The 21886-nt window shown below is 71.6% G+C and carries 23 protein-coding genes; 15 read left to right on the top strand and 8 right to left on the bottom strand.

The annotated features are described in order from the left end of the window. Positions 1-3: 3 nt before the first annotated feature. From CHC11_RS25500 to CHC11_RS25490, 3 genes are all read right to left on the bottom strand, one after another. Entirely contained in the window at positions 4-873 is an 870-nt protein-coding gene (locus tag CHC11_RS25500) for an alpha/beta fold hydrolase (protein ID WP_089314345.1), read from the bottom strand. A 152-nt stretch (positions 874-1025) separates the two neighbouring features. Beyond that, positions 1026-1277 carry a WhiB family transcriptional regulator gene (locus CHC11_RS25495; RefSeq protein ID WP_089314516.1) on the bottom strand — a complete coding sequence of 84 codons (252 nt, stop codon included), beginning with the start codon at positions 1275-1277 and terminating at the stop codon, positions 1026-1028. 291 nt (positions 1278-1568) lie between these two features. After that, positions 1569-2510, bottom strand: a complete 942-nt coding sequence (locus CHC11_RS25490; RefSeq protein WP_089314344.1) for a diacylglycerol/lipid kinase family protein — start codon at positions 2508-2510, stop codon at positions 1569-1571. 89 nt (positions 2511-2599) lie between these two features. Between CHC11_RS25490 and CHC11_RS25485 the strand changes: the two genes are divergently transcribed. Then, on the top strand, positions 2600-3118 hold the full coding sequence (locus CHC11_RS25485; RefSeq protein ID WP_179278993.1) for a hypothetical protein: 519 nt from the start codon (positions 2600-2602) through the stop codon (positions 3116-3118). A 57-nt stretch (positions 3119-3175) separates the two neighbouring features. Here CHC11_RS25485 and CHC11_RS25480 read toward each other — a convergent pair whose 3' ends face one another. The 3 genes from CHC11_RS25480 to CHC11_RS25470 all read right to left on the bottom strand — a co-directional run bounded on the left by CHC11_RS25480 (position 3176) and on the right by CHC11_RS25470 (position 5304). Continuing rightward, the gene (locus tag CHC11_RS25480; RefSeq protein ID WP_089314515.1) at positions 3176-3907 is read right to left on the bottom strand and encodes an RNA polymerase sigma factor SigF; all 732 of its coding nucleotides are present in this window, start codon (positions 3905-3907) and stop codon (positions 3176-3178) included. A 92-nt stretch (positions 3908-3999) separates the two neighbouring features. Further along, entirely contained in the window at positions 4000-4428 is a 429-nt protein-coding gene (locus tag CHC11_RS25475) for an ATP-binding protein (protein ID WP_089314343.1), read from the bottom strand. A gap of 573 nt (positions 4429-5001) precedes the next feature. After that, positions 5002-5304 (bottom strand): PfkB family carbohydrate kinase, encoded by a 303-nt coding sequence (locus CHC11_RS25470; protein ID WP_089314342.1) that lies wholly within the window; start codon positions 5302-5304, stop codon positions 5002-5004. 64 nt (positions 5305-5368) lie between these two features. Here CHC11_RS25470 and CHC11_RS25465 point away from each other — a divergent pair, with 64 nt between their 5' ends. From CHC11_RS25465 to CHC11_RS25405, 13 genes are all read left to right on the top strand, one after another. Continuing rightward, on the top strand, positions 5369-6136 hold the full coding sequence (locus CHC11_RS25465) for a phytanoyl-CoA dioxygenase family protein (RefSeq protein ID WP_089314341.1): 768 nt from the start codon (positions 5369-5371) through the stop codon (positions 6134-6136). Beyond that, positions 6136-7176: a DUF4432 family protein gene (locus CHC11_RS25460; RefSeq protein WP_089314340.1), complete on the top strand. Its 1041-nt coding sequence runs from the start codon at positions 6136-6138 to the stop codon at positions 7174-7176. Before CHC11_RS25465 ends, CHC11_RS25460 begins: the two co-directional genes overlap by 1 nt. Then, complete coding sequence (locus CHC11_RS25455; protein ID WP_089314339.1) at positions 7173-7973, top strand: SDR family NAD(P)-dependent oxidoreductase; 801 nt, start codon at positions 7173-7175, stop codon at positions 7971-7973. Before CHC11_RS25460 ends, CHC11_RS25455 begins: the two co-directional genes overlap by 4 nt. Positions 7974-8161: 188 nt before the next feature. After that, a complete protein-coding gene (locus CHC11_RS25450) occupies positions 8162-9361 on the top strand; it encodes a glycoside hydrolase family 183 protein (RefSeq protein WP_245919747.1) in 1200 nt (399 codons plus the stop codon). Positions 9362-9471: 110 nt separating this feature from the next. After that, positions 9472-10401 (top strand): alpha/beta hydrolase, encoded by a 930-nt coding sequence (locus tag CHC11_RS25445; protein WP_089314338.1) that lies wholly within the window; start codon positions 9472-9474, stop codon positions 10399-10401. 34 nt (positions 10402-10435) lie between these two features. Next, complete coding sequence (locus tag CHC11_RS25440) at positions 10436-11140, top strand: FadR/GntR family transcriptional regulator (protein WP_089314337.1); 705 nt, start codon at positions 10436-10438, stop codon at positions 11138-11140. A 113-nt stretch (positions 11141-11253) separates the two neighbouring features. Continuing rightward, positions 11254-12513, top strand: coding sequence for an ABC transporter substrate-binding protein (locus tag CHC11_RS25435; protein WP_089314336.1), 1260 nt, complete (start codon positions 11254-11256; stop codon positions 12511-12513). 3 nt (positions 12514-12516) lie between these two features. Next, entirely contained in the window at positions 12517-13488 is a 972-nt protein-coding gene (locus CHC11_RS25430) for a carbohydrate ABC transporter permease (protein ID WP_089314335.1), read from the top strand. Beyond that, positions 13485-14315: a carbohydrate ABC transporter permease gene (locus CHC11_RS25425; protein ID WP_089314334.1), complete on the top strand. Its 831-nt coding sequence runs from the start codon at positions 13485-13487 to the stop codon at positions 14313-14315. The genes CHC11_RS25430 and CHC11_RS25425 overlap by 4 nt, the downstream gene beginning before the upstream one ends. A 30-nt stretch (positions 14316-14345) precedes the next feature. Further along, positions 14346-17432: a glycoside hydrolase family 38 N-terminal domain-containing protein gene (locus CHC11_RS25420; RefSeq protein ID WP_089314333.1), complete on the top strand. Its 3087-nt coding sequence runs from the start codon at positions 14346-14348 to the stop codon at positions 17430-17432. Positions 17433-17449: 17 nt separating this feature from the next. Continuing rightward, positions 17450-18685, top strand: coding sequence for an enolase C-terminal domain-like protein (locus CHC11_RS25415; RefSeq protein ID WP_089314332.1), 1236 nt, complete (start codon positions 17450-17452; stop codon positions 18683-18685). Positions 18686-18695: 10 nt separating this feature from the next. Continuing rightward, on the top strand, positions 18696-19175 hold the full coding sequence (locus tag CHC11_RS25410) for a GNAT family N-acetyltransferase (protein WP_089314331.1): 480 nt from the start codon (positions 18696-18698) through the stop codon (positions 19173-19175). A 39-nt stretch (positions 19176-19214) separates the two neighbouring features. After that, positions 19215-19574 carry a hypothetical protein gene (locus CHC11_RS25405; protein ID WP_245919745.1) on the top strand — a complete coding sequence of 120 codons (360 nt, stop codon included), beginning with the start codon at positions 19215-19217 and terminating at the stop codon, positions 19572-19574. Positions 19575-19628: 54 nt separating this feature from the next. On the opposite strand, the gene sodN is transcribed toward CHC11_RS25405, so the two are convergent. Further along, entirely contained in the window at positions 19629-20030 is a 402-nt protein-coding gene (gene sodN / locus CHC11_RS25400; RefSeq protein WP_218826240.1) for a superoxide dismutase, Ni, read from the bottom strand. 183 nt (positions 20031-20213) lie between these two features. On the opposite strand from sodN, the gene sodX reads away from it, so the two are divergent. After that, positions 20214-20702 (top strand): nickel-type superoxide dismutase maturation protease, encoded by a 489-nt coding sequence (gene sodX / locus CHC11_RS25395; protein ID WP_089314328.1) that lies wholly within the window; start codon positions 20214-20216, stop codon positions 20700-20702. Here sodX and CHC11_RS25390 read toward each other — a convergent pair. After that, complete coding sequence (locus CHC11_RS25390; protein ID WP_089314327.1) at positions 20650-21840, bottom strand: NAD(P)-dependent malic enzyme; 1191 nt, start codon at positions 21838-21840, stop codon at positions 20650-20652. The two genes, sodX and CHC11_RS25390, sit on opposite strands and share 53 nt — an antisense overlap. Positions 21841-21886: the final 46 nt, after the last annotated feature.

The raw sequence follows: 21886 nt of genomic DNA, 5'->3' as shown, positions 1-21886 counted from the left end.
CCGTCAGCCGGCGGCGTTCAGGACCTCGCGCAGCTTGCGTGCGAAGGCCTCGGGCTGCCCGGCATAGCCGAACTCACCGCCGAGGAAGCCTCCGTGATGGCTCGGGAACACCGTCGCCGACTGACAGAGCAGCTCGGCCATCGCCACCGAGGTGCGTCCGGTGAAGGTTCCCAGAGACTCCTCACCCACCGCGATCACGATCCGCGTCGGTGCCGCGGTGAGCGCCTCCAGATCGGGCCGGTAGCCGCTGACCGCCGACGACCGGTCGGACAGCAGCGGATCGTCACGGGACCCGTCATCGCCGCCCGGCATCCCGAACGCGGCAGGGTCCGGCGCGGGCCGGGCGAAGTAGTCGCCGGTGAAGTCGCCCTGCCAGGACGTCATAGCGATGAACGCCGCCATACCGGCCCCGGCTCCCCCGCCGTCGTAGGCGTCCCGGACGCGGGCCCAGGCGCGCTCGGCGGCCGGGGCGTCGGGGAGCACCCGAATGAGCGGCGGCTCGTGCGCCACCAGGATCGTCACGTCGTCGGGGTGCGCCGTCACGAGGGCGAGCGCGGTCACCGCACCGCCGCTGCTGGCGAACATCTCGACCGGGCCCGCGCCGAGCGCCTCGATGACCGCGTGCACGTCGGCGGCCTGGGTCTCGGGCGCATGGTCGACCCGGCCGTCCCTGCGGGTGCTGCGGCCGATGCCGCGCGGATCGTAGGTGATCACGGTGCGCTCGGGGAAGTGCGACGCCAACGTGCCGAAGCCGCCGGCGTCCATGGGCTGGCCGACCATGAACAGCGGCGGGCGTCCGCCTTTGGCCGGCGGCGGGCCGTGGACGTCGTAGACGAGGTCGACCTCGGGCGTCTGGAGCATCTGTTCGGTCATAACCGTATTGACCGCTTCAGCGTCGGAAGTTCATCGGTCCGAGCGCCTCCGATGGCGCCACCGGCCGCCACGCGCTCGCACCGCCGTCGGCCCGACCCGCACAAGCCGGAGCGATGCCCGGCGATCGCAGCCGTGCCCGCAAGGAAGGCGCTCTAGCGCCTGACGCTGAGGGCGCGGCGATGAGACCTGCGCAGGGCGCGGCGTTCGTCCTCGCCCATGCCGCCCCAGACGCCGGATTCCTGGCCGGATTCCAGTGCCCAGCGCAGGCAGGCGTCACTGACGTCGCAGCGGCGGCAGACCTGCTTGGCCTCTTCGATCTGCAGGATGGCGGGGCCGGTGTTGCCGATGGGGAAGAAGAGCTCGGGGTCCACGTCACGGCAGGCTGCGCGGTGGCGCCAGTCCATGCGGTCCACTCCTTCGTCAGGTGGTGGAGTTGCTCCACTCTTGTGAACGGGTTCACATGTCGCGAACGCCCGGGGTGGCTGTGGCCAGGTCCAGGGGTTGTTGTTCGGCGGCGCCGCGAGCAGGTGACCGGCGGCGTTGGGGTCCCTGTCGGCTGGCGCACTTTGAGCGTTTCAGGAGGGTGCGGGCAGACGCAAGACCTTTGAGAAAGGATTCTCAAAGTATGGGTGTCGCATGTGTCACACCCATCGGTCGGGCGTGTTACTTGGCTCTCACATGCGGGCTCGCGCGGCTCAAATGACGATGCGGATCGCCTTCGGCACGGAGCGGAACGTGACCGTCCGGTGCTCGCCCAGGTAGTCGCCGTCCAGCTGGAACGCCACGGGCCGGTCCGCGCTCACCGTGACCTCGGCCTCGTCGTGCAGATTCAGGACGTGCCGCCCCTGAACGGGGTACGCCCGCGGGGCCAGCATCCGGGCCAGCGCCCCCAGCGTCGCGCCGAGTCCGAGGGAACGTATCGCGAACACGTCCAGACCGCGCGTGAAGTTCGCCTTCGGGCTCGGATTCATCGGCACCCGGCCCATGAAAGTCCACGGAGACGTATTGGAGATGAACGCCAGGAACAGCCCCGCTTTCGGCGGCCGTCCGGGCTGTTCCAAAGTGAGGGCCGGATGGCGCCGATCAGTGCCGGAGAAGAAATGCCGTATCGCGGTCCGCACATACAGCGACGGGTCCGCCCGCAGACCCGCCTCGCGGCGCCGCTCCACCTCGCGCACGACCTCCGCGTCCAGCCCCACGCCCGCACAGAACGTGAAGTACCGCTCGGGGGCGCCCGGACGGGAGGCCGTGCCGAGCCCGACCGTCCGGTACCGGCCCGCCCGCAGCGCCTCCAGGACCGACCGCGTCGCGCCGATCGGGTCGTCCGGAAGGCCGAGCGCGCGGGCGAACACGTTCGCGCTCCCGCACGGCAGCACCGCCAGCGCGGGCAGATCGGGGGACGGGCCTTCCGCCAGCAGCCCGTTGACGGCCTCGTTCACCGTCCCGTCCCCGCCGAGGGCGATCACGACGTCGTAGCCCTCGACGGCGGCCTGCCGGGCCAGCTCGGTCGCGTGGCCGCGGTGGCCGGTCTCGGCGAGGACCAGGTCGAGATCACCGGTGAAGGCCCGCACGAGGATGTCGCGGGCTCGCCGGGAGGTGGAGGTCGCCTTGGGGTTGGCGATGAGCATGGCGCGCACGGCGTCAGGGTATCGATCGTTCCGGATGCGTTCGCCCGCCGTTTCCCCTGGAGGCGGGCCGCCGCACGGGGCGAGTAGGGTTTCGGGGTGTGACCAAGCGTCCCTTCACCGTGCAGGCCGCCGCCGCCCTCCAGGCCGCGGAGGGCGCCGCCGCCGTCGGGTTCGGCGTCTTCACCGGCGTCGAGACGGCCGCCGGCGCCGCCGTCGACCCGGCCAGCGCGATCGGGGTCACCGTCCTGGCCCTCGCCGGCGGCCTCGGCATGCTCGGCTGCGCGCGCGGGCTCCTGCGCGCCGCCCAGTGGAGCCGCGCCCCCACGGTCCTGACCCAGCTGTTCGCCCTGCCGATCGCCTGGTCGCTGTGGCAGAGCGACCGGCTCGCGATCGCCGTCCCGCTGGGCGTGGTCGCGGTCCTCGCGCTGATCGCCGTCCTCAGCCCCCCGAGCACCGCCTGGCTCATCGAGGACCACGACGAGGACGACGAGGACTCGCCGAACGACCCCGAACCCGCCGAGCCGGCCGGCGCCCCGCCGGCCGGGGAACCCCGCTCCCTCGGCCGGCGCCTCAAAGACCGCCTGAACGAACAGCCCACCAAGAACGCCAAAGGCTGACCGGACGCCGAAAGGGCCCTGAGGACTCGTCCTCGGGGCCCTTTCGGCTCTGCGTCACTACTCGTCGGCGGTCAGGCCGTCGCGGAGCTGCGCGAGCGTCCGCGCCAGCAGCCGGGACACGTGCATCTGGGAGATGCCGAGCTCCGCCGCGATCTGCGACTGCGTCATGTTGCCGAAGAAGCGCAGCAGAAGGATCTTCTTCTCGCGCGCCGGGAGCTTCTCCAGCAGCGGCTTGAGGGACTCGCGGTACTCCACGCCCTCCAGCGACTCGTCCACCATGCCGAGCGAGTCCGCCACCGCAGGGGCGTCCTCGTCGCCGGAGTCGGGCGCGTCGAGGGACACCGTGGAATAGGCGTTCGCCGACTCCAGCCCCTCCAGCACCTCCTCCTCGCTCATCTGCAGGTGCGCCGCGAGCTCGCTCACGGTCGGGGCGCGCCCCTCCCGCTGGGCGAGCTCACTGATCGCCTTCGTCAGCGACAGCTTCAGCTCCTGCAGACGGCGCGGCACGCGCACCGCCCAGCCCTTGTCGCGGAAGTGCCGCTTGATCTCACCGACGATCGTCGGCGTGGCGTAGGTGGAGAACTCCACCCCGCGCTCCAGGTCGAACCGGTCGATCGACTTGATCAGACCGATCGTGGCGACCTGGATCAGGTCGTCCAGCCACTCCCCGCGGTTGCGGAAGCGCCGGGCGAGATACTCCACCAGCGGCAGATGCAGCTCCACGAGCTGGTCGCGGATGCGCTGACGCTCCGGGTCGCCCTCCGGCAGCTGGGTCAGACGCTCGAACAGCGCGCGCGCCCGAGCCCGGTCCGGGACGGCGCTGTCCGAACGCTCGGTGCTCGTGCCGGCGACCGTCGTCTGCTCCGTCGTCGTCTTCTCCGTCACGGGGCCCCCGCCGCACCGCGCCGCTTCTGCAGCGTCACGGTGACCCGGTCGTCGGAGCCCACCCGAGCGTCCACCTCACCCGCCAAGGACGACAGCACCGTCCAGGCGAACGTGTCGCGGCTCGGCTCCTCACCGTCCACCGTAAGGACCGACACGGAGATGCGCATCGCCTCCCCGGTCAACTCGAACTCGCACGTCAGGTCGGTACCGGGCACCGCCTGAGCGAGCAGCATCGCGCACGCCTCGTCCACGGCTATGCGCAGGTCTTCTATCTCGTCCAGCGTGAAGTCCAACCTGGCCGCCAGCCCCGCGGTCGCGGTCCGCAGCACGGACAGGTAGGCGCTCGCGGCAGGCAGCTTCACCGTGACCACGTCACGGACGGACAACTTCGTACTGGCCGGCATTGCAGCGGTTTCCTTGGTCACGTCACTCCCTCGCAGGATGGTCCCGCTGCCTTCGAAACTACCGCCTACGAGCCGTGCATCGAGACTTCGGCGCGCTGTGTTTATTTGCGTTGCGTTGGGTTGGGGCGCCTGGGGGCGCCCCAACCCAACGCAACGCGTGCGATCGCTGCATCGCTTCGACTCGCCTTGCGGCTCGCTGCGCGATCAGTTTCTTGCTTCGCTCGAAACTGCCTTCGGACGCGATCGCGACAGTGACCCTTGGTCCGGGGTGCTGTGGTGGCGGGTGATATGTGCGGAGCGGGGGGTTTCGGTGGGGCGTGGACGCGGGGGTCTAGTGCGGGTTGTGGGGGGTTGCTGTGGCGCTGCGTCTCGCCTTGCGGCTCGCTTCGCGGGTGGTTCTCGCTTCGCTCGCACCGTTCGGGGGGTGCGTGCGGGTTGTGGGGGGGTTGGGGGCGCTTCGACTCGCCTTGCGGCTCGCTTCGCGGGTGGTTCTCGCTTCGCTCGCACCGTGCGGGGGGTGCGTGCGGGTTGTGGGGGGTTGCTGGGCGGCCAGGGTGGTGGCGGTTTCGGCTGCTCGCTCGGGGGGTGCGCTGGTCAGGCGGGTGGACAGGTAGGCGCCGATGAAGGCTGGCCGCCGGGGACGATGCGGGTGTGGTCGGAGGCCACGCCGTGAGCGGTCCAGGATTCGCGCATCCGGGTGCTGTAGGGGTCGTCGCCGATGAGGGTGACGAACTGGACGTCGGCCGTGCCGGGGGCGGCGGTGCGGGCCAGGTAGGCGGCGACGTTGAAGGTGTCGCCGGCGTAGCCGACGGCCGGCGGTCGGGGGCGAGATGGCTCAGTTCGATCATGCGTTCGCCGATCAGGGCGATCCGGTTCCGCATGGCGGGCACGATACATCTAGACAACAAGTGATCTGATGACTAAGACTTCGGGTGTCGCGCTTCATCGAGAAGGGACGCCCATGAACGACGATCCGCTGCGAGGTTACGACGAGGACGGGTACGCGATCTTCCGGAACGTGCTGGATCCGGGGCTCGTGGCCGAGGCGGACGCGCATGTCCGCTGGCTGGAGGCCCGCTATCCCGACCGGACCGGCGAGGAGCTCTCCACCGAGCTGGTCGCCAAGGATCCCTTCTGGGTGCGGTTGGTCTCCGACGAGCGGCTCCTCGATGTCGCCGAGCGGTTCATCGGGCCTGACATCGCCCTGTTCGCGTCCGCCTACATCTCCAAGCCGCCCTTCACCGGCAAGGCGGTGCTGTGGCACCAGGACGGGGCGTTCTGGCCGCTCGAACCGATGCGTGTGGTGACGCTGTGGCTCGCCATCGACCGGTCGACGCCCGAGAACGGGTGTCTCCGGGTGATCCCCGGGAGTCACAAGGAGGTCCTGCACGAGGTGCGGGAGCGGGAGGACGCGGAGGCCGTCTTCGGGGTGGAGAGCGCCGTGGGCGTGGACGAGTCGCGCGCCGTGGACCTCGTCCTGGAACCCGGCGACGTCGAGGTCCACCACCCGAACATCATGCACGGCAGCAACGCGAACGAGTCGCCCCACCGGCGGTGCGGGCTGACCATCCGGTACATCCCGACCTCGACGCGGATCACCGAGGAGCCGCTGCCGTTCCCGTCCGCGCTGCTGCTGCGCGGCGACCCGGGCGTGAACGAGTACCAGCCGCGGCCCCGGTACGCGGCGGGGGAGCACTTCGCGTTCAGCGGTGCGGAGAACTGGGGCTGATGCGGCGGCATCGGCCGTCCCGCAACTGGGGCGCCCGGATCCACGAGATCACCTGGGCAGGGGTCGAGGCCGTGGTCCTGGAGAACGAGCTGCTTCGGGTCACCGTCCTCGTGGGCAAGGGCGGTGACGTCGCCGAATTCTGCTACAAGCCGCGCGACACGGACTTCGTGTGGCTTTCGCCCGGCGGGCTGCGTGATCCGCGTGACGTGGCAGGGGGAGCGGGAGACGATGTCGCCCTGTTCCTCGACGGCTATGAGGGCGGTTGGCAGGAGGTTCTGCCCAATGGGGGTGCTCCCAGCACCTACCGGGGGGCGGCGTTCGCGCAGCACGGGGAGGTGGCCGGGCTGCCGTGGGACTCCGAGATCGTGGTCGATGGCGCCGGCGAGGTCGCCGTCCGGCTCACCGTGCGGGGGCGGCGGATGCCGCTGCGGGTCGCCAAGACGCTTCGGCTGAGGGCGGGGGAGGCCGAGCTCGTCATCGAGGAGGAGCTGGTCAACGAGTCAGGGGTGGCGCTGGAGGCGATGTGGGGGCACCACATCGTGTTCGGGGCTCCCTTCCTGCGGCCCGGGCACCGGATCAGGGTGGGCGAGGGTGCCCGGGTGGTTCCGCACGGGACGGCGATCGCTCCCGGCGGGCGGCGGGTGCGGGCCGGCGGGGCGCATGCCTGGCCGCGGGTGCCGGGGGAGGGGGGCGGGTTCGTCGATCTCGATGTGGTGCCCGATGCCGGTGCGCCCAGTGAGATCGTCTACCTCACCGGGCTGGAGGAGGGGCGGTACGAGGTCGTCGACCCGGGCGGTTTCGGGATGCGGGTGCGCTGGGACGTGGACGTCCTGCCGCATCTGTGGCTGTGGCAGGAGTTGGGGGCGACCACCGGGCATCCGTGGTGGGGGCGCGCGTACGTGATGGGCCTGGAGCCGTTCGCCGGGTACCCGACGGACGGGCTGGCCGCCGCCGTCGCGAACGGCACCGCGCTGAGGCTGGAACCGCACGCGCGGCGCAGCCTGTGGCTGCGCGCGGCGGTCATCGAGGAGGGCACGTGAGGGAGTTCGAGGGCAAGGTCGCCGTCGTGACCGGCGGGTCGCTGGGGATCGGCCGGGCCGTGGTGGAGCGGCTCGCGCGCGACGGCGCCGCCGTGGTGTTCTGCGGGATCGGCGAGGACGAGGTCCGGCGGGCGGAGGACGAGCTGCGGGGCGAGGGGCTGGAGGTCGCCGGCGCCGTCGCCGACGTGACCGACGCCGCGCGGATGGACGGGCTGGTAGCGCAGGCCGTGTCCCGGCACGGCGGCCTGGACGTCCTGGTGACGTGCGCGGGCGTGCAGCGGTACGGGACGGTCGAGGAGACGTCCGAGGAGCTGTGGGACGAGGTGCTCGGCGTCAACGTCAAGGGCGTCTTCCTCGCCTGCCGCGCCGCCGTGCCCGAGCTGCGGCGCAGGGGCGGCGGGACGATCGTCACGGTGTCGTCGGTGCAGGCGTTCGTCTCGCAGGACCGGGTCGCCGCCTACAGCGCGAGCAAGGCCGCGATCAACGCGCTGACCCGGGCGGTGGCGCTGGATCACGCGGCGGACGGCATCCGCGCGAACGTGGTGTGCCCGGGGTCGGTCGACACGCCCATGCTGCGCTGGGCGGCCGACCTGTTCCGCGGGGAGCGGGGGCAGGACGCGCAGGTCGCCGAGTGGGGGCGCGCGCACCCGCTCGGCAGGGTCGCGGCGCCCGCGGAGGTCGCCGAGGTCGTGGCGTTCCTCGCCGGGCCCCGCTCGTCGTTCGTGACCGGAGCCGAGCACCGGGTCGACGGCGGGCTGCTGGCCCGCAATCCGGCGGCTCTCCCGGAAATCTCCTGAAAGATCTAGACACCAAGTCATTTGATGACTCAAAATGTGGGGCGCACGAGCAGCGTGTGGATCGTGACCTCGCGGAGGTTTCCATGCAGTCGTCCGTCCCCCCCTCCCCCCTCTCTCCCGATCGGCCCTCATCCGTTCACCGGGGGTGGCGCCGGCGCGCCGGTGTTCTCGCGTCCGCCCTGCTGCTCGTGGCCGCGCCCGCCGTGCCGGCGGGCGCCGACACCCATGGCCACGGACCAGGGAAGGGGCACGGGAAGGCCCACGGCCACGCGGCCGCCGGGCCCACGTGTTCCGGGCACACCGCGCCGGCCTTCGGCACCGCCACGCAGAACGCCGCTCTCAACGGCAGATTCACGTCCTACGGCAACAGCAACACGCTGCTGGACGACTGGACAGGCGCGGACACGACGTACTCGCTGAAGCTCTCGGACGGGCGCATCGTCTACGCCTACTCCGACACCTTCCTCGGCAAGGTCAACGCGGACGGGTCGCGGCCGGTCGTCGTCGAGGAGGGCGGGACGACGCCGTTCATCAACAACTCGTTCGTCGTCCAGGGCACGGGCGGCGGGCTCACCACCGTGCACGGCGGGACGGCCGCGGCCCCGAAGGCGGTCATGCCGCCCGCGCAGCCGGCCCACTGGTACTGGGCGGGCGACCTCACCCAGAGCGGGTCGGAGGTCCAGCAGCTCTACCGCGAGTACTACGATCCCGACCCGGACAACGGCACCGGGTGGGACATGAAGTTCAAGGACAACGTCCTCGCCCGGTTCTCCGGCGGGAACCTCGCCGCGCCGGCCGTCCAGGCGATGCCGTCGGCGTCGGGCGTCCAGTGGGGGTCGGCGCTGCTCAGGGACGGCGGCTACACCTACGTCTACGGCACCGAGGACTACACCGACCCCCAGACGCAGGTGAACACCAAGTACCTGCACATCGCGCGGGTCGGCGGCACGGACCTGCGCGGCGCCTGGGAGTACCGCACGGCGGGCGGCTGGTCGGACACGGAGACGGACTCGGCGCGGCTGATGAGCGGGGTGTCGAACGAGTTCAGCGTCACCAGGCGCGGGTCGCACTACATCATGGTCAACCAGGACGCGAACATCGCGTTCGGCGGTGAGATCGACGTCCTGCTGTCGTGCTCGGCGGCCGGGCCGTTCAGCGGCGAGCAGACCGTCTACAAGACGCCCGAGACCGGGCCCCTCGGCTCCTACGGCGACCCGGACATCTTCACCTACAACGCCCACCAGCACGCGGCGCTCTCGTCCAGCGGCACCCTGGTGATCTCCTACAACGTCAACAGCCTGGACACCACCGATGGCCCGGCCAATGACAACTACCGGGACGTCAGTATCTACCGGGCCCGCTACATCAACCTGCCGGTCACCGGCTAGCCCCCAGCCCGCGGCACCGTCGTCCCGTCCACGGCGGTACCGCTCCCCGCGCCCCCGGGTGACCTCCCGCCCGGGGGCGCGTCCCGTCCGTCCCGCCCGAAGGTGCCGACATGCCTCTTGACGCCGAACTCGCCGCCGCGCTCGACGGGATGCCCTACGTCGGGCTCGCGGACCCCGTCCGGGCCCGCGCCGCCATGGACGACCTGGTCCGCGCCCTCGCCCGGCCCGCGGGCGACGAGGGGGTGGTCGTCGAGGACCGGACCATCCCCGGTGGGGTGCCGGTACGGGTCTACCGGCCGCGCGAGACGCCCGCGCCGGTGCTCGTGTACTTCCACGGCGGCGGGTTCGTGACCGGCGGGCTGGACAACGAGCACGAGCGCTGTCTGGAGTTCGCCGGTGAGGACGGGATCGCGGTCGTCTCGGTCGACTACCGGCTCGCGCCCGAGCATCCCTTTCCGGCCGGGTTCGAGGACTGCTATGCCGCGACCGTGTGGGCCAGTGAGCACGCGGGTGAGTTCGGTGGAGACCCGGAGCGGGTCGCGGTCGGCGGCGGGAGCGCCGGCGGGGCGCTGGCCGCCGCCGTGGCGCTGCGGGCGCGGGACGAGGGCGGGCCGCCGCTGGTGTTCCAGATGCTCCTCTACCCCGTGCTGGACGACCGGATGGCCACGCCGTCGATGAGGACGTTCGCCGAGCCGCCGCTGTTCAACAGCGGCGACGTGCGGCACATGTGGCGCCACTACCTCGGCGGGCGGGCGGACGTCCCCGCCTACGCCGCCCCCGCGCGGGCCGAGGACCTGCGCGGCCTGCCGCGCGCCTACATGCTCGTCCCCGAGCTCGACCCGCTGCGGGACGAGGGGCTCGCCTACGCGCACCGGCTGATCGTCTCCGGGGTTCCCACGGAGCTGCACCATGTGCCGGGCGCCTGCCACGGTTTCGACGGCATCATGTCGGCGCGGCTGGGGCGGCTCGCGTTCGAGGAGGAGCGCGCCATCCTGCGGCGATGTCTCTTCGGGAGGCTGGACACCCCAATCGCTAAGTGATTAGATGACTTTACTTCTTGGGAACGAGGTGGCGATGTCACAGGATGTGGCCCGGCCGAGCCTGGCGGACGCCCTCACGGAGCGCATGCTGGACCTGATCAGGGCCGGCGGCCTGCGCGCCGGCGACCGGCTGCCGTCCGCGCGAGAGCTGTCCCAGCGCTTCGCGGTCACGACGCCGACGCTGCGTGAGGCGCTGCGCCGCCTGGAGGCGACCGGCGCGATCCAGCTCCGGCACGGCTCGGGCATCTACGTGGGCGCCGACCTCGAACGCGTGGTCATCCCCAATCCCAACGTCCGGGAGCTGGAGGCCGACCGGCTGCTCCAGCTGCTGGACGCGCGGCTGCTCATCGAGCCGCCGCTGGCCGGACGGGCGGCGCGGCGGTCGCGGCCCGCCGACATCGAGCTGCTCCGGGCCCTCCTCGACCAGGCGGGCGCGGACCTCGGCTCGGACGCGCAGGAGGCGGAGACCCGGCTGCACAAGGCGAACATGGCCTTCCACCGGGAGGTCGCCGGCGTCGCGGGCAACTCCGTGCTCTGCGAGGTCATCGACTCCCTGCTGTCGGTGCACGCCTCCGAGCAGCGCGCGATACAGCGGATCTTCGACGACCGCGTCCGCGACTTCGACGAGCACACCGCCATCCTCGCCGCCATCGAGGCGGGCGCGGAGCGGGACGCCGAGTCCCTCATGCGGTCCCACCTCGCCGACGTCAAGCACGTGATCGAGCAGCGGCTCGCCTGAGCGGGCCGCCCCTGCGCCGCCGGCGCGAGCGCCGCGCGGCCGGTTCACCCATCTCCGATTCCATCCTTCGACCACCCCGATCGGGCATCGCCGCCCGATGAAGGAGGCTCACCATGGTGCCGTCCAAGCGACTCCAGGTGACCGCGCTCACCGTGGGCGCGCTGCTGCTCGCCGCCGGCTGCGGGTCCGGCGACTCGGGCGGGAGCAAGTCCGAGCTCAAGCTCTACAACGACAAGGGCGCGTGGAAGCCCTTCTTCGAGCAGATGGGCGCCCTCGGCAAGCAGCAGACCGGCCTGGACATGACGCCGGTCGGCTACACCGACGAGCCGACCTACACGGCTTTCATCAAGACCTCGTTCCGCACGAACGTCAAGCCCGACCTGTTCACCTGGACGACCGGCGGGCGCCTGGAAGAGATCGTCAAGCAGAACCAGGTCGCCGAGACCACGAAGATCTGGCAGGACGCCATAGGCGGCGGCGACCTCACCGAGGACCTGAAGAAGTACTACACGGTCGACGGCAAGCAGTACTGCGTCCCGCTGAACACCGCCTACTGGGGCATGTTCTACAACAAGAAGGTCTTCGACAAGTACGACCTGAAGCCGCCCACGACGTGGGCGGAACTGGAGAAGACGGCGCAGACGCTGAAGTCGAAGGGCCAGGTGCCCTTCAACCAGACCACCCCGACGTCGCTGTTCTCCTTCGCCTGGTTCGAGCAGATCCTCGCCGGCACCGACCCCGACCTGTACGAGCGGCTGTCGAAGGGCCAGGCGTCCTACACCGACCCCGGCGTCGTCAAGGCGATGGAGCGCTGGAAGTCGATGATCGACGCCGGGTGGTTCAGCAAGCCCGGCGACAAGGCCGATCCCGCCGACCACTTCAAGTCCGGCGACGCGGCCATGGTCGTCAACGGCACCTGGTTCAACACGAGCATGACCCAGCGCGGCCTCAAGCAGGGGAAGGACTACGGGTTCTTCTTCATCCCGAACGTCGACCCGGCGCTGCCCAAGCGGTCGCTGGTGTTCGAGAGCGGCCCGCTGTGCTCGCTGCGCAAGGCCCCCGACGCGGCGGCCAGCAACAAGTACCTCAAGTGGTGGGTCACCCCCGCCGCGCAGGAGAAGTGGGCGAACGCGCGCGGCGACGTGTCCGGCAACCCGAAGGTCAAGGTCGCCGACCCCGAGCTGGACAAGGTCACCAAGGAGGCCGCCTCGGGCGGCAACCGCCTCGTCCTGCGCTACTTCGAGGCGGCGCCCGCGCCCGTGCTCACCGAGGCGCTGAGCGGCTTCGACAAGTTCCTCAACAAGCCGGAGACCTACATGGACGTGCTCAAGAGCATCCAGAAGGTCAACGAGGCCTACTGGAAGTCGCACTGATCCATGGGCACGCACAAGGCCACCGCCGACCGTCCCGAGCTGACGGTGGTGCCCCCCGCGGGCGGCGGGCGCCGCAAGGCGCCCGGCGCCCGCCCCGGCAAGGGGTTCGCGCTGCACGGCCGGTTCCGGCACGTCTACATATCGCCGGCCGTGCTGTTCGTCGCCGTCCTGCTCTACCTGCCGTTCCTGTGGACGGCGTACCTGAGCTTCACCAGCTACGACGGGCTCGCCTCACCCGAGTTCACCGGCCTGGACAACTACAGGCGGCTGTTCGAGGACGACGCGCTCGTCACCTCGATCCGCAACACGCTGCTGTGGGTCGTCGGCACCGTCGTCCTGCCGGTGGGGCTCGGCCTGCTCGTCGCCGTCCTGTCCTACGACCTCAGGCGCGGCGCGTGGTTCCGGTTGCCGTTCCTGCTCCCGTACGCGATGTCGGGCGCCGGCCTCGGTGTGATCTGGGGGTTCATCCTCCAGCCGGACGGGATGGCGAACCAGATCCTGTCCCTGTTCGGGATGCCGGGCGGCGACACCGCGTTCCTGCAGGACGGCCCCCGCAACACCGTCGCCATGATCGTGGTTTGGACGTGGCAGCAGCTCGGCGTCAACATGCTGCTGTTCGTGGTCGGCCTCCAGTCGATCCCGAAGGGGCCGATCGAGGCCGCCCGCATCGACGGCGCGTCCGGTTGGGCGATGTTCCGGCACGTCATCTGGCCGCTGATGCGCCCGATCACCACCGTGGTGTTCGGTCTCGCGCTCGTCGCCGGCCTGAAGAACTTCGACATCGTGTGGGTGATGACGCAGGGCGGGCCCGGGCGCTCGTCCGAGACCCTCGCCGTGACCATGTACCGGGACGTGTTCGTCGCCAACGAGTACGGCTACGGGTCGGCGGTCGCGGTGCTGCTCACCACCATCACGGGCCTGGCCTCGTACGTCTACCTGCGCCGCCAGGTGAGCAGGGAGGAGATGCCGCGATGAGCGGAGCGGGACTGATCCACGTGCGCCGCGCCGTACTGGCGCTGCTGGGCCTGGTGTGGCTGTTCCCCACCTACCTGATCGTCGCGAACGCGCTGCGGCCCGCCGGGGACTACGACCCGTCGGACGCGGTGCGGCCGCCGTCCTCCATCGGCCTGTTCGACAACATCGCGCAGGCCTGGGACCGGACCGCCGTCGGCGACACGCTGCTCAGCACCCTGCTGTACAGCGTCGTCTCGCCCGCGCTGGCCGTCCTGATGGGCGCGCTCGCCGGGTACGCGATCGTGGTGCTGCGGCTCAGGCACGGCTTCGCCTGGTTCGTGGTCATCTTCGCCGGGACGATCGTGCCGTTCCAGATGCTGCTGGTGCCGCTGTTCGTCGGCTACAGCAAGGTGACGCTCTACGACGACCACCTCGGGCTGATCATCATCTACTCGGCGATCAACGTGCCGCTGGCCGCGCTGGTGATGCGCAACTTCTTCGGCAACGTGGCCGTGTCGATCTTCGAGGCGGCCCGGCTGGACGGCGCGTCCACCTTCCGGATCTTCTGGCGGATCTACCTGCCGCTGTCGGTCGCGGCCCTCGCCGCGGTGTTCATCCTGGAGTTCACCTTCGTCTGGAACGACCTGCTGTTCGGCCTGACGCTCTCCCAGTCGCCGACCGTCCGGCCCGTGTGGGCCGAGCTGTCCGCGCTGACCACCGACGTCTACGCCGGAACGCCCGTACCGATCGCGCTGGCCGCCGGCCTGGTGGTCTCGCTGCCGACCATCGCGATCTTCCTCGCGACCCAGCGCCTGTTCACCCGCGGCCTCACCCTCGCCCAGTTCTAGAAGCTCCCGAAGAGAGATTGACGCATAACGATGACGAGTCGCCTGCTGCAGGCGAGCCTCGGCTCGCCCGACTATGACGGGATCCGCGACGCGCTGCGCCAGGACACCTCGACCGAGGTGCTCGCCGTGCGCGGGCTGTCGGTCCGCGCCGCCGTGCTGCCGCTGTTCAAGCGGGACGAGACCGGCGCGCTCCTCCAGGCCGTCCGGCTGGCACTGTCCGGCGAGCGCCCCGTGAGGGCGGTCCTCAAGGACGGCGACGCCGAGGTCGCGTCCGCGGCGGCGGAGGGCGGGAGCGTCACGCTGCTCGTCCCCGAGGTGGACGCCCCCCGCCGCTTCACCCTGGAGGTGCGCGACTCCGGCGGGCTCGTCGGGGCCGCGCCGCTCGACGTCGCCCCGCAGCGCAAGTGGAACGTCTTCGTCGTCCACCACTCGCACCTCGACATCGGCTACACCGACACGCAGGGCACCGTCCTGCGGCACCACCTCGACTATCTCGACGCGGCCCTGCGGCTGGCGCGGGAGACCGACGGGCGGCCGGACGACGCGCGGTTCCGCTGGTCGGTCGAGTCGTCCATGCCCGCGCTGCGGTGGCTCGCGACCCGCCCCGACGACCAGGTCGCCGAGTTCGCCGAGCGGGCCCGCGCCGGCGACATCGAGGTCACCGCGTTCCCGATGCAGCTGCACACCGAGGCGTGCTCGACCGAGGAGCTGTACCGGCAGCTCCGCTTCGTCGAGCAGCTGCGCCGCGAGCACGGCATCGAGGTCCGGTCGGCGATGCACACCGACATCCCGGGCGCGGTCGTCGGGACGGTGGACGCCCTCAACGCGGCCGGCGTCCGGTACCTCGCCGCCGCGCACAACTGGGCCGGGCGCTCCGTCCCGTACATCACGGGCGGCGACAGGCTCGCCCGCCCGTTCCGGTGGCGCTCGCCGGGCGGCGGCGAGCTGATCGTCTGGTTCACCGACACCCCGCACGGCATGGCCTACATGGAGGGCAACACCGTCGGGCTCGTCGACGGCTACGACCTCGCCGAGGACCTGCTGCCCCGCTACCTCGGCTCCCTCGCCGACCGGCCCTACCCCTACGGGCCCGGGACGTTCGGCTGGTACGCCGCGCCCGGCCAGGTCGGCGCCGCCAAGGACCCCGACTTCCTGGACGCCGTCCACCTGCGCGTCCAGGGCGCGCACGCCGACAACGCCGGGCCGTCGATCGTCCCCGCCGACATCGCCCACCGCTGGAACGAGACCTGGGCGTACCCGCGGCTGCGGATGGCGACCAACGCCGACTTCTTCGAGTACGTCGAGGAGCACCACGGCGACCGGCTCCAGACCCACGAGGGCGACTGGACGGACTGGTGGGCCGACGGCCTCGGCTCCGGCGCCCGGCCGCTCGGTTACGTCCGGCGGGCGCAGAACGTCCTGCGGGCCGCCGAGACGCTGCACGCCCTCGCCGACGAGCGCGGCGGCGAGCGCACCGGCGCGTCCCTGTCGGCCAGCAGGGCGATCGACGAGGCCTACGACCGGGCCGCGCTGTTCGACGAGCACACCTGGGGCGCCGCCAACCCGTGGGAGGACGCCGAGGAGGGCGGCGACTCCGGCGGCCTGCAGTGGACCCGCAAGTCCCAGGTCGGCTACCAGGCCCACGACGACGCCCTCGACCTGCTCCAGGCCGGCGCGCGGCGGATCGGCGCGACGTTCGGGGCCGCGCCGGACGCGCTCGCCTCGTTCCTCGTCGTCAACCCCGGCACGGCCGCACGCACCGACGCGGCCCGCGCGTTCCTGCCCCGCGACGTCGTCGCCGTCGACGTCCCCATCGCACTGGTGGACGCCCGGACCGGCGAACCCGTCCCGCACCGCGAGGAGGAGGTCGACCCGGACGAGTGGCCCACCCGGCCCATCGGCCGCCACCTGGAGGCGGTCGTCCCGGACGTCCCCGGCCACGGGCACGTCCGCGTGGACGTCGTCCGGGCCGACACGGGCGCGCCGGAGCCGGTCGACCTCGGCTTCGAGGGCACGATCGAGAACGAGTTCTACCGGGTCGTCTACGACCTCAGGGAAGGGCACATCGGCTCGGTCTTCGACAAGACCGCCGGCCGGGAGCTGGTGAACGCCGACGCGGTCGCGGGCTTCGGGCAGTACGTCTACGACCGGTACGCGACCGCGCCGCACTTCAACCACATGTCCGGGCACATGCTCGTGCACGACAAGACGATGCTCGGCGACCGGGCCGTCGCCACCCACGCGACCGTCACCGAGTGCAGCCGCACCCCCGCGGGGGAGCGCCTCGTCGTCGAGCTGCACGGCAAGGGCGTCGACTGGCTGCGCACGACGATCGACCTGTACGCGGGCGTGCCGCGGGTGGACGTCCGCTACCAGCTCGGCAAGCAGCCCACCGCGGCCAAGGAGGCGGTCTTCTTCGCGTTCCCGTTCGCCGTGGACGGCCCGCCCGACGCCTGGGAGCTCACCGGCGGCGTCGGCGGCACCGGCGTCCCGAGCGTCCCGGGATCGGCGGAGCACATGCGCCCGATCCGCCACTGGGTCGCCTTCGAGGACCCCGACCTGACCGTCGCGTGGGCGACGCTGGAGGCGCCGCTCGTCCAGTTCGGCTCCATCCACATGCCCTACGCGCCGTTCCCGCCGACGCTCGACAACGAGGACGGCACCGTCTACTCGTGGGCGCTGAACAACATCTGGGACACCAACTTCCCGTCCCAGCAGCAGGGCGAGACCACCTTCCGGTACGCGTTCGCGTCCGGCGCGGCGGGCTCGGGCCGCCGGCTCGGCGCCCGCACGGCCGCCGGGATCACCGACCCGTTCGTCGCCACCCTCGCCACCGGCGACATGCCCGCCGCGGAATCGGGGACCTTCCTGCGCGTGGACGACCCGGACGTGCTCGTCACCTCCGTGGGGCGCGCCCGCGACGGCGACGGGCTGGCCGTCCGGCTCCAGTCGCTCGCCGCGGGCCCGGTGGAGACGGGCCTGCACGTGCCGGGCGCCACCGGCGCCCTGCTGAGCGGCGGTCTGGAGCGTGACCCGGCGGAACTGCCCGTCCGGGACGGCACCATGACGGTGCGGCTGCCCGCCTGCGGCGTCGCCACCGTCACGGTTCGGCGTTGAGTACGGATCGGGGACACATGAAGATCACAGGTATCCGCGCCACCACGGTCACCGTGCCGCTGGAGGCGCCCCTGCTGCACAGCAACGGCGCGCACTGGGGCCGCTTCGTCCGGACGATCGTCGAGGTCGAGGCCGACAACGGGCTGGTCGGGCTCGGCGAGATGGGCGGCGGCGGGCAGAGCGCCGAGGCGGCCTTCCAGGCCCTCGCCCCGCACCTGGAGGGCCACGACCCGTTCGAGCTGGAGGCGCTCCGCTTCAAGATCGCCAACCCGACGGCGAGCCTGTACAACAACCGCACGCAGATGCTCGCCGCCATCGAGTTCGCCTGCCTCGACCTCGTCGGCCAGCACCTCGGCGTCCCGGTGTACGACCTGCTCGGCGGCCGCATCCGCGACTCCGTCCCGTTCGCCTCCTACCTGTTCTACCGCTACCCGGGCGCCGGAGGCTCGCCGGAGGTCCGCACCCCCGAGCAGCTCGTCGAGCACGCCCGCGCGCTCAAGGACGCGCACGGGTTCACCGTCCACAAGCTGAAGGGCGGCGTGTTCCCGCCGGGCCACGAGCTGGAGTGCTACAAGGCGCTCGCCGAGGCGTTCCCCGGCGACCGCTTCCGCTACGACCCGAACTCCGTGCTGAGCCTGGAGGAGGGCCTGCGGTTCGGGAAGGCCATCGAGGACCTGCCCAACGACTACCTGGAGGACCCGGTCCTCGGGCTGGAGGGGCTGCGCCTCGTCCGCGAGCGCGTCAACATCCCGCTCGCCACCAACACCGTCGTCGTGAACTTCGAGCAGCTCGCCGCGAACGTGCTGCGGCGCGGCGCGGACGTCGTCCTGCTCGACACCACGTTCTGGGGCGGCATCCGGGCGTGCGTGAAGGCCGCCGGCGTGTGCGAGACGTTCCAGATCGGCGTCGCCGTCCACTCCTCCGGCGAGCTCGGCATCCAGCTCGCCACCATGCTGCACCTCGGCGCCGTCCTGCCCAACCTCACCTACGCCGCCGACGCGCACTACCACCACCTCGCCGACGACGTCATCGAGGGCGGACCGATGCGGTACTCCGGCGGCAGGATCCCGGTGCCGTCGGGCCCCGGCCTCGGCGTCCGCCTGGACCGTGACAAGGTGGCCGAGTACGCGGAGCTGTACAAGGAGCTCGGCGGCTACCACTACGACCGCGACCCCGGCCGTCCGGGCTGGTACCCGCTCGTCCCCAACGACCGGTGGGCCGATCCCGACGCCGCACTGCCGCCGCTCGATTAGCCTGCCTCGTGTGATTCGTTACGCGACGACCGGCGACGTCCCGGAGATCCTGCGGCTGGTCCGCGAGCTGGCCGAGTACGAGCGCGCCCTCCACGAGGTGAAGGCGACCGAGGACCAGCTGCGGGCCCGGCTGTTCGGCGACGACCCCAAGGTCTTCGCCCACGTCGCCGAGCACGACGGGCGGGTCGTCGGGTTCGCCGTGTGGTTCCTCTCGTTCTCCACCTGGAACGGCACGCACGGCATCTACCTGGAGGACCTGTTCGTCGAGCCGGAGTACCGCGGCCACGGCTACGGCAAGGGGCTGCTCACCGAGCTGGCCCGCGTCGCCGACGACCGCGGCTACGGGCGCGTCGAGTGGTCCGTCCTGGACTGGAACGAGCCGGCGATCGGGTTCTACAAGGCCCTCGGCGCCCGCCCGCAGGACGAGTGGACGGTCCACCGCCTCACCGGCGACGCCCTCACCCGGGCCGCCCGCTCGTCTGGCGGCTGACTTGCGTCCGGTACCGGGGTACGGGCCTACCGTCGGGCCATGGAGATTCAGCGAATGCCGGCCCGGCCGGACGACGACGGATGGGCGCCGCGGGCGTGCACGCTGCCGACGGCCGAGCGGCCGTTGCGGGCGGCCGAGTTCGACGCGCTGTTCGCCGAGGCGGTGACCGCCGTCCGGCCCGCCGGGCCGGGCCGGGTGCGGATGGAACTGCGCCCCGACCCGCGGACGGCCGGGCGGGCCGCCGAGCTCGCCGCCCGGGAGACGGGCTGCTGCTCGTTCTTCACCTTCACCCTCACCGCGACCGGCGGCGCGCTGGCCATGGAGATCAGCACCGGCGACCGGCACACCGACGTCCTGGACGCCCTGACGGCCCGCGCCGCCCGGATGACCGCCCCCTGACGCGCCGCGAGGGCCGTCCGGGAGCGGACGGCCCTCGCGATGAGCTGAACGCGCTCAGCCCTGCTTGGTCTCCCAGAAGATCTTGTCGATCTCGGCGATCTTCGCGAGCAGGTCCTCGGCGGCCTTGCCGTCCATGCTGCCCTTGGTGCCGGAGGCGCCCGCGAGCTTGGTGGCCTCGTTGAACAGCTGGTGCAGCTGCGGGTACTTCTCGAAGTGCGGCGGCTTGAAGTAGTCGGTCCACAGCACCCACAGGTGCTCCTTGACCAGCTGCGAGCGCTGCTCCTTGATCAGGATCGCCCGGGCGCGGAACTCCGGGTCCTCGTTGGCGGCGTACTTCTCAATGATCGCCTTCACGGACTCGGCCTCGATCCGGGCCTGCGCCGGGTCGTAGACCCCGCACGGCAGGTCGCAGTGCGCGGACACCGTGGTCTTCGGGCGCAGAAGCTTGAGCAACACCTGCGAATCCCTTCCCTCGTTACGGATCATGCTCAGGTCACCGACATTACCCTTGTGCACCGGGGCCCGTCCGGGCAGGGCACTCGGTAATTCGGCCTAAGACCCGGGCCTTCCGGCCCGGAACCTCTCCAGCAGTGTTTGTGACCGCCGCCCGCCGAAGTATGCGGGCCGACGAGGAGGACCATGCGGATCCGCACCCCCGGGCCTCCGGTGCTGTGGGGCCTCGCCGGCGCGGCGGCGCTCGCGCTCGCGGCGGCCCGCAGGCCGACGGCCGTGGAGGTCACCGGTGACTCGATGCTCCCGGGCCTGCGCCCGGGGGACTGGCTCGTCGTCCTCCCCGGAGCCCGCCCCGCCCCGGGCGACGTGGTCGTGGCCGAGCACCCGGAGCGCCGCGGGCTGCTCATCGTCAAACGCGTCGCGCACCGCTCCGCGGACGGCTGGTGGCTGGAGAGCGACAACCAGCGCGCCCCGGGCCGCCAGGACAGCTGGACCTTCGGTCCCGTCCCCGACACGCTCCTGAGGGGCCGCGTCATCGCCCGCTACTGGCCGCCGCCGCCCAAACCGCTGCGGCCCGTGCTCCGGACGGGAGCACGGGCCGGCGCTGGTCGGGGCGCGTCGGTCAGATGCGGGCGACGCCCTCTTCACGGGCCTTGGCGGCGACGGCGGCCGTGACGGCCGGGGCGACGCGGTCGTCGAACGGGCCGGGGATGACGTAGTCGGCGGTCAGGTCGTCGCCGACGATGCCGGCGAGGGCGTTCGCCGCCGCCAGCTTCATCCCCTCGGTGATCGTGTGGGCCCGGACGTCCAGCGCGCCGCGGAAGATGCCGGGGAACGCCAGCACGTTGTTGATCTGGTTCGGGTAGTCGCTGCGGCCGGTCGCGACGACCTTGGCGTGCCGGCGGGCAACGTCCGGGTGGACCTCGGGGGTCGGGTTGGAGAGGGCGAAGACGATCGCGCTGTCCGACATCGTGGCGACGCACGACTCGTGGACCGTGCTGCCGGACAGGCCGATGAACACGTCGGCGCCGCGCAGCGCCTCCTCCGTGGAGCCCTTCAGGTGCGAGCGGTTGGTGATCGCGGCGATGCGCTCCTTGACGGGGTTCAGGCCGTCGCGCCCCTCGTGGATGATGCCCTTGCTGTCGGACAGGGCGATGTCGCCGATGCCCGCCTCGATCAGGATCTGCGAGACCGCGATGCCGGACGCGCCCGCGCCCGCCACGACCGCGCGCAGTTCCGACAGCGGCTTGCCGACGAAGCGCGCCGCGTTGGTGAGCGCGGCGAGCGCGACGATCGCGGTGCCGTGCTGGTCGTCGTGGAAGACGGGGATGTCGAGGGCCGCGCGCAGCCGGTCCTCGATCTCGAAGCAGCGGGGCGCGCTGATGTCCTCCAGGTTGATGCCGCCGAAGCTCGGCGCCATCCGGATCACGGTGTCGACGATCTCGTCGACGCCCGTGCAGCTCAGCGCGATCGGCACGGAGTCGACGTCCGCGAACTCCTTGAACAGCAGTGACTTGCCCTCCATGACCGGCATGGACGCCGCCGGGCCGATGTCGCCGAGCCCGAGCACGGCGGTGCCGTCGGTCACGACGGCGACGACCCTGGAGGTCCAGGTGTACTCGTAGGCCAGCTCGGGGTTGTCGGCGATCGCGGTGCACACGCGGGCGACGCCCGGCGTGTAGGCCAGCGAGAGGTCGTCCTTGTTGCGGACGGGAATGGTCGAGCGCATCTCGAGCTTCCCGCCGCGGTGCAGCGGAAAGGCCGGATCGTCGTCCAGTGAGGGCGGTTCGGTGGGAATGGGCTCGGCAGCCACAGCGACCCCTGTCTGTGAAAGTTGGCTTTCTTGAGATGCCGCCGCG

It is taken from the genome of Actinomadura mexicana (assembly GCF_900188105.1).
Taxonomy (GTDB): domain Bacteria; phylum Actinomycetota; class Actinomycetes; order Streptosporangiales; family Streptosporangiaceae; genus Spirillospora; species Spirillospora mexicana.
The sequence above is the reverse complement of the archived record's forward strand: the minus strand, read 5'-3'. Positions and strand labels throughout refer to the sequence as shown.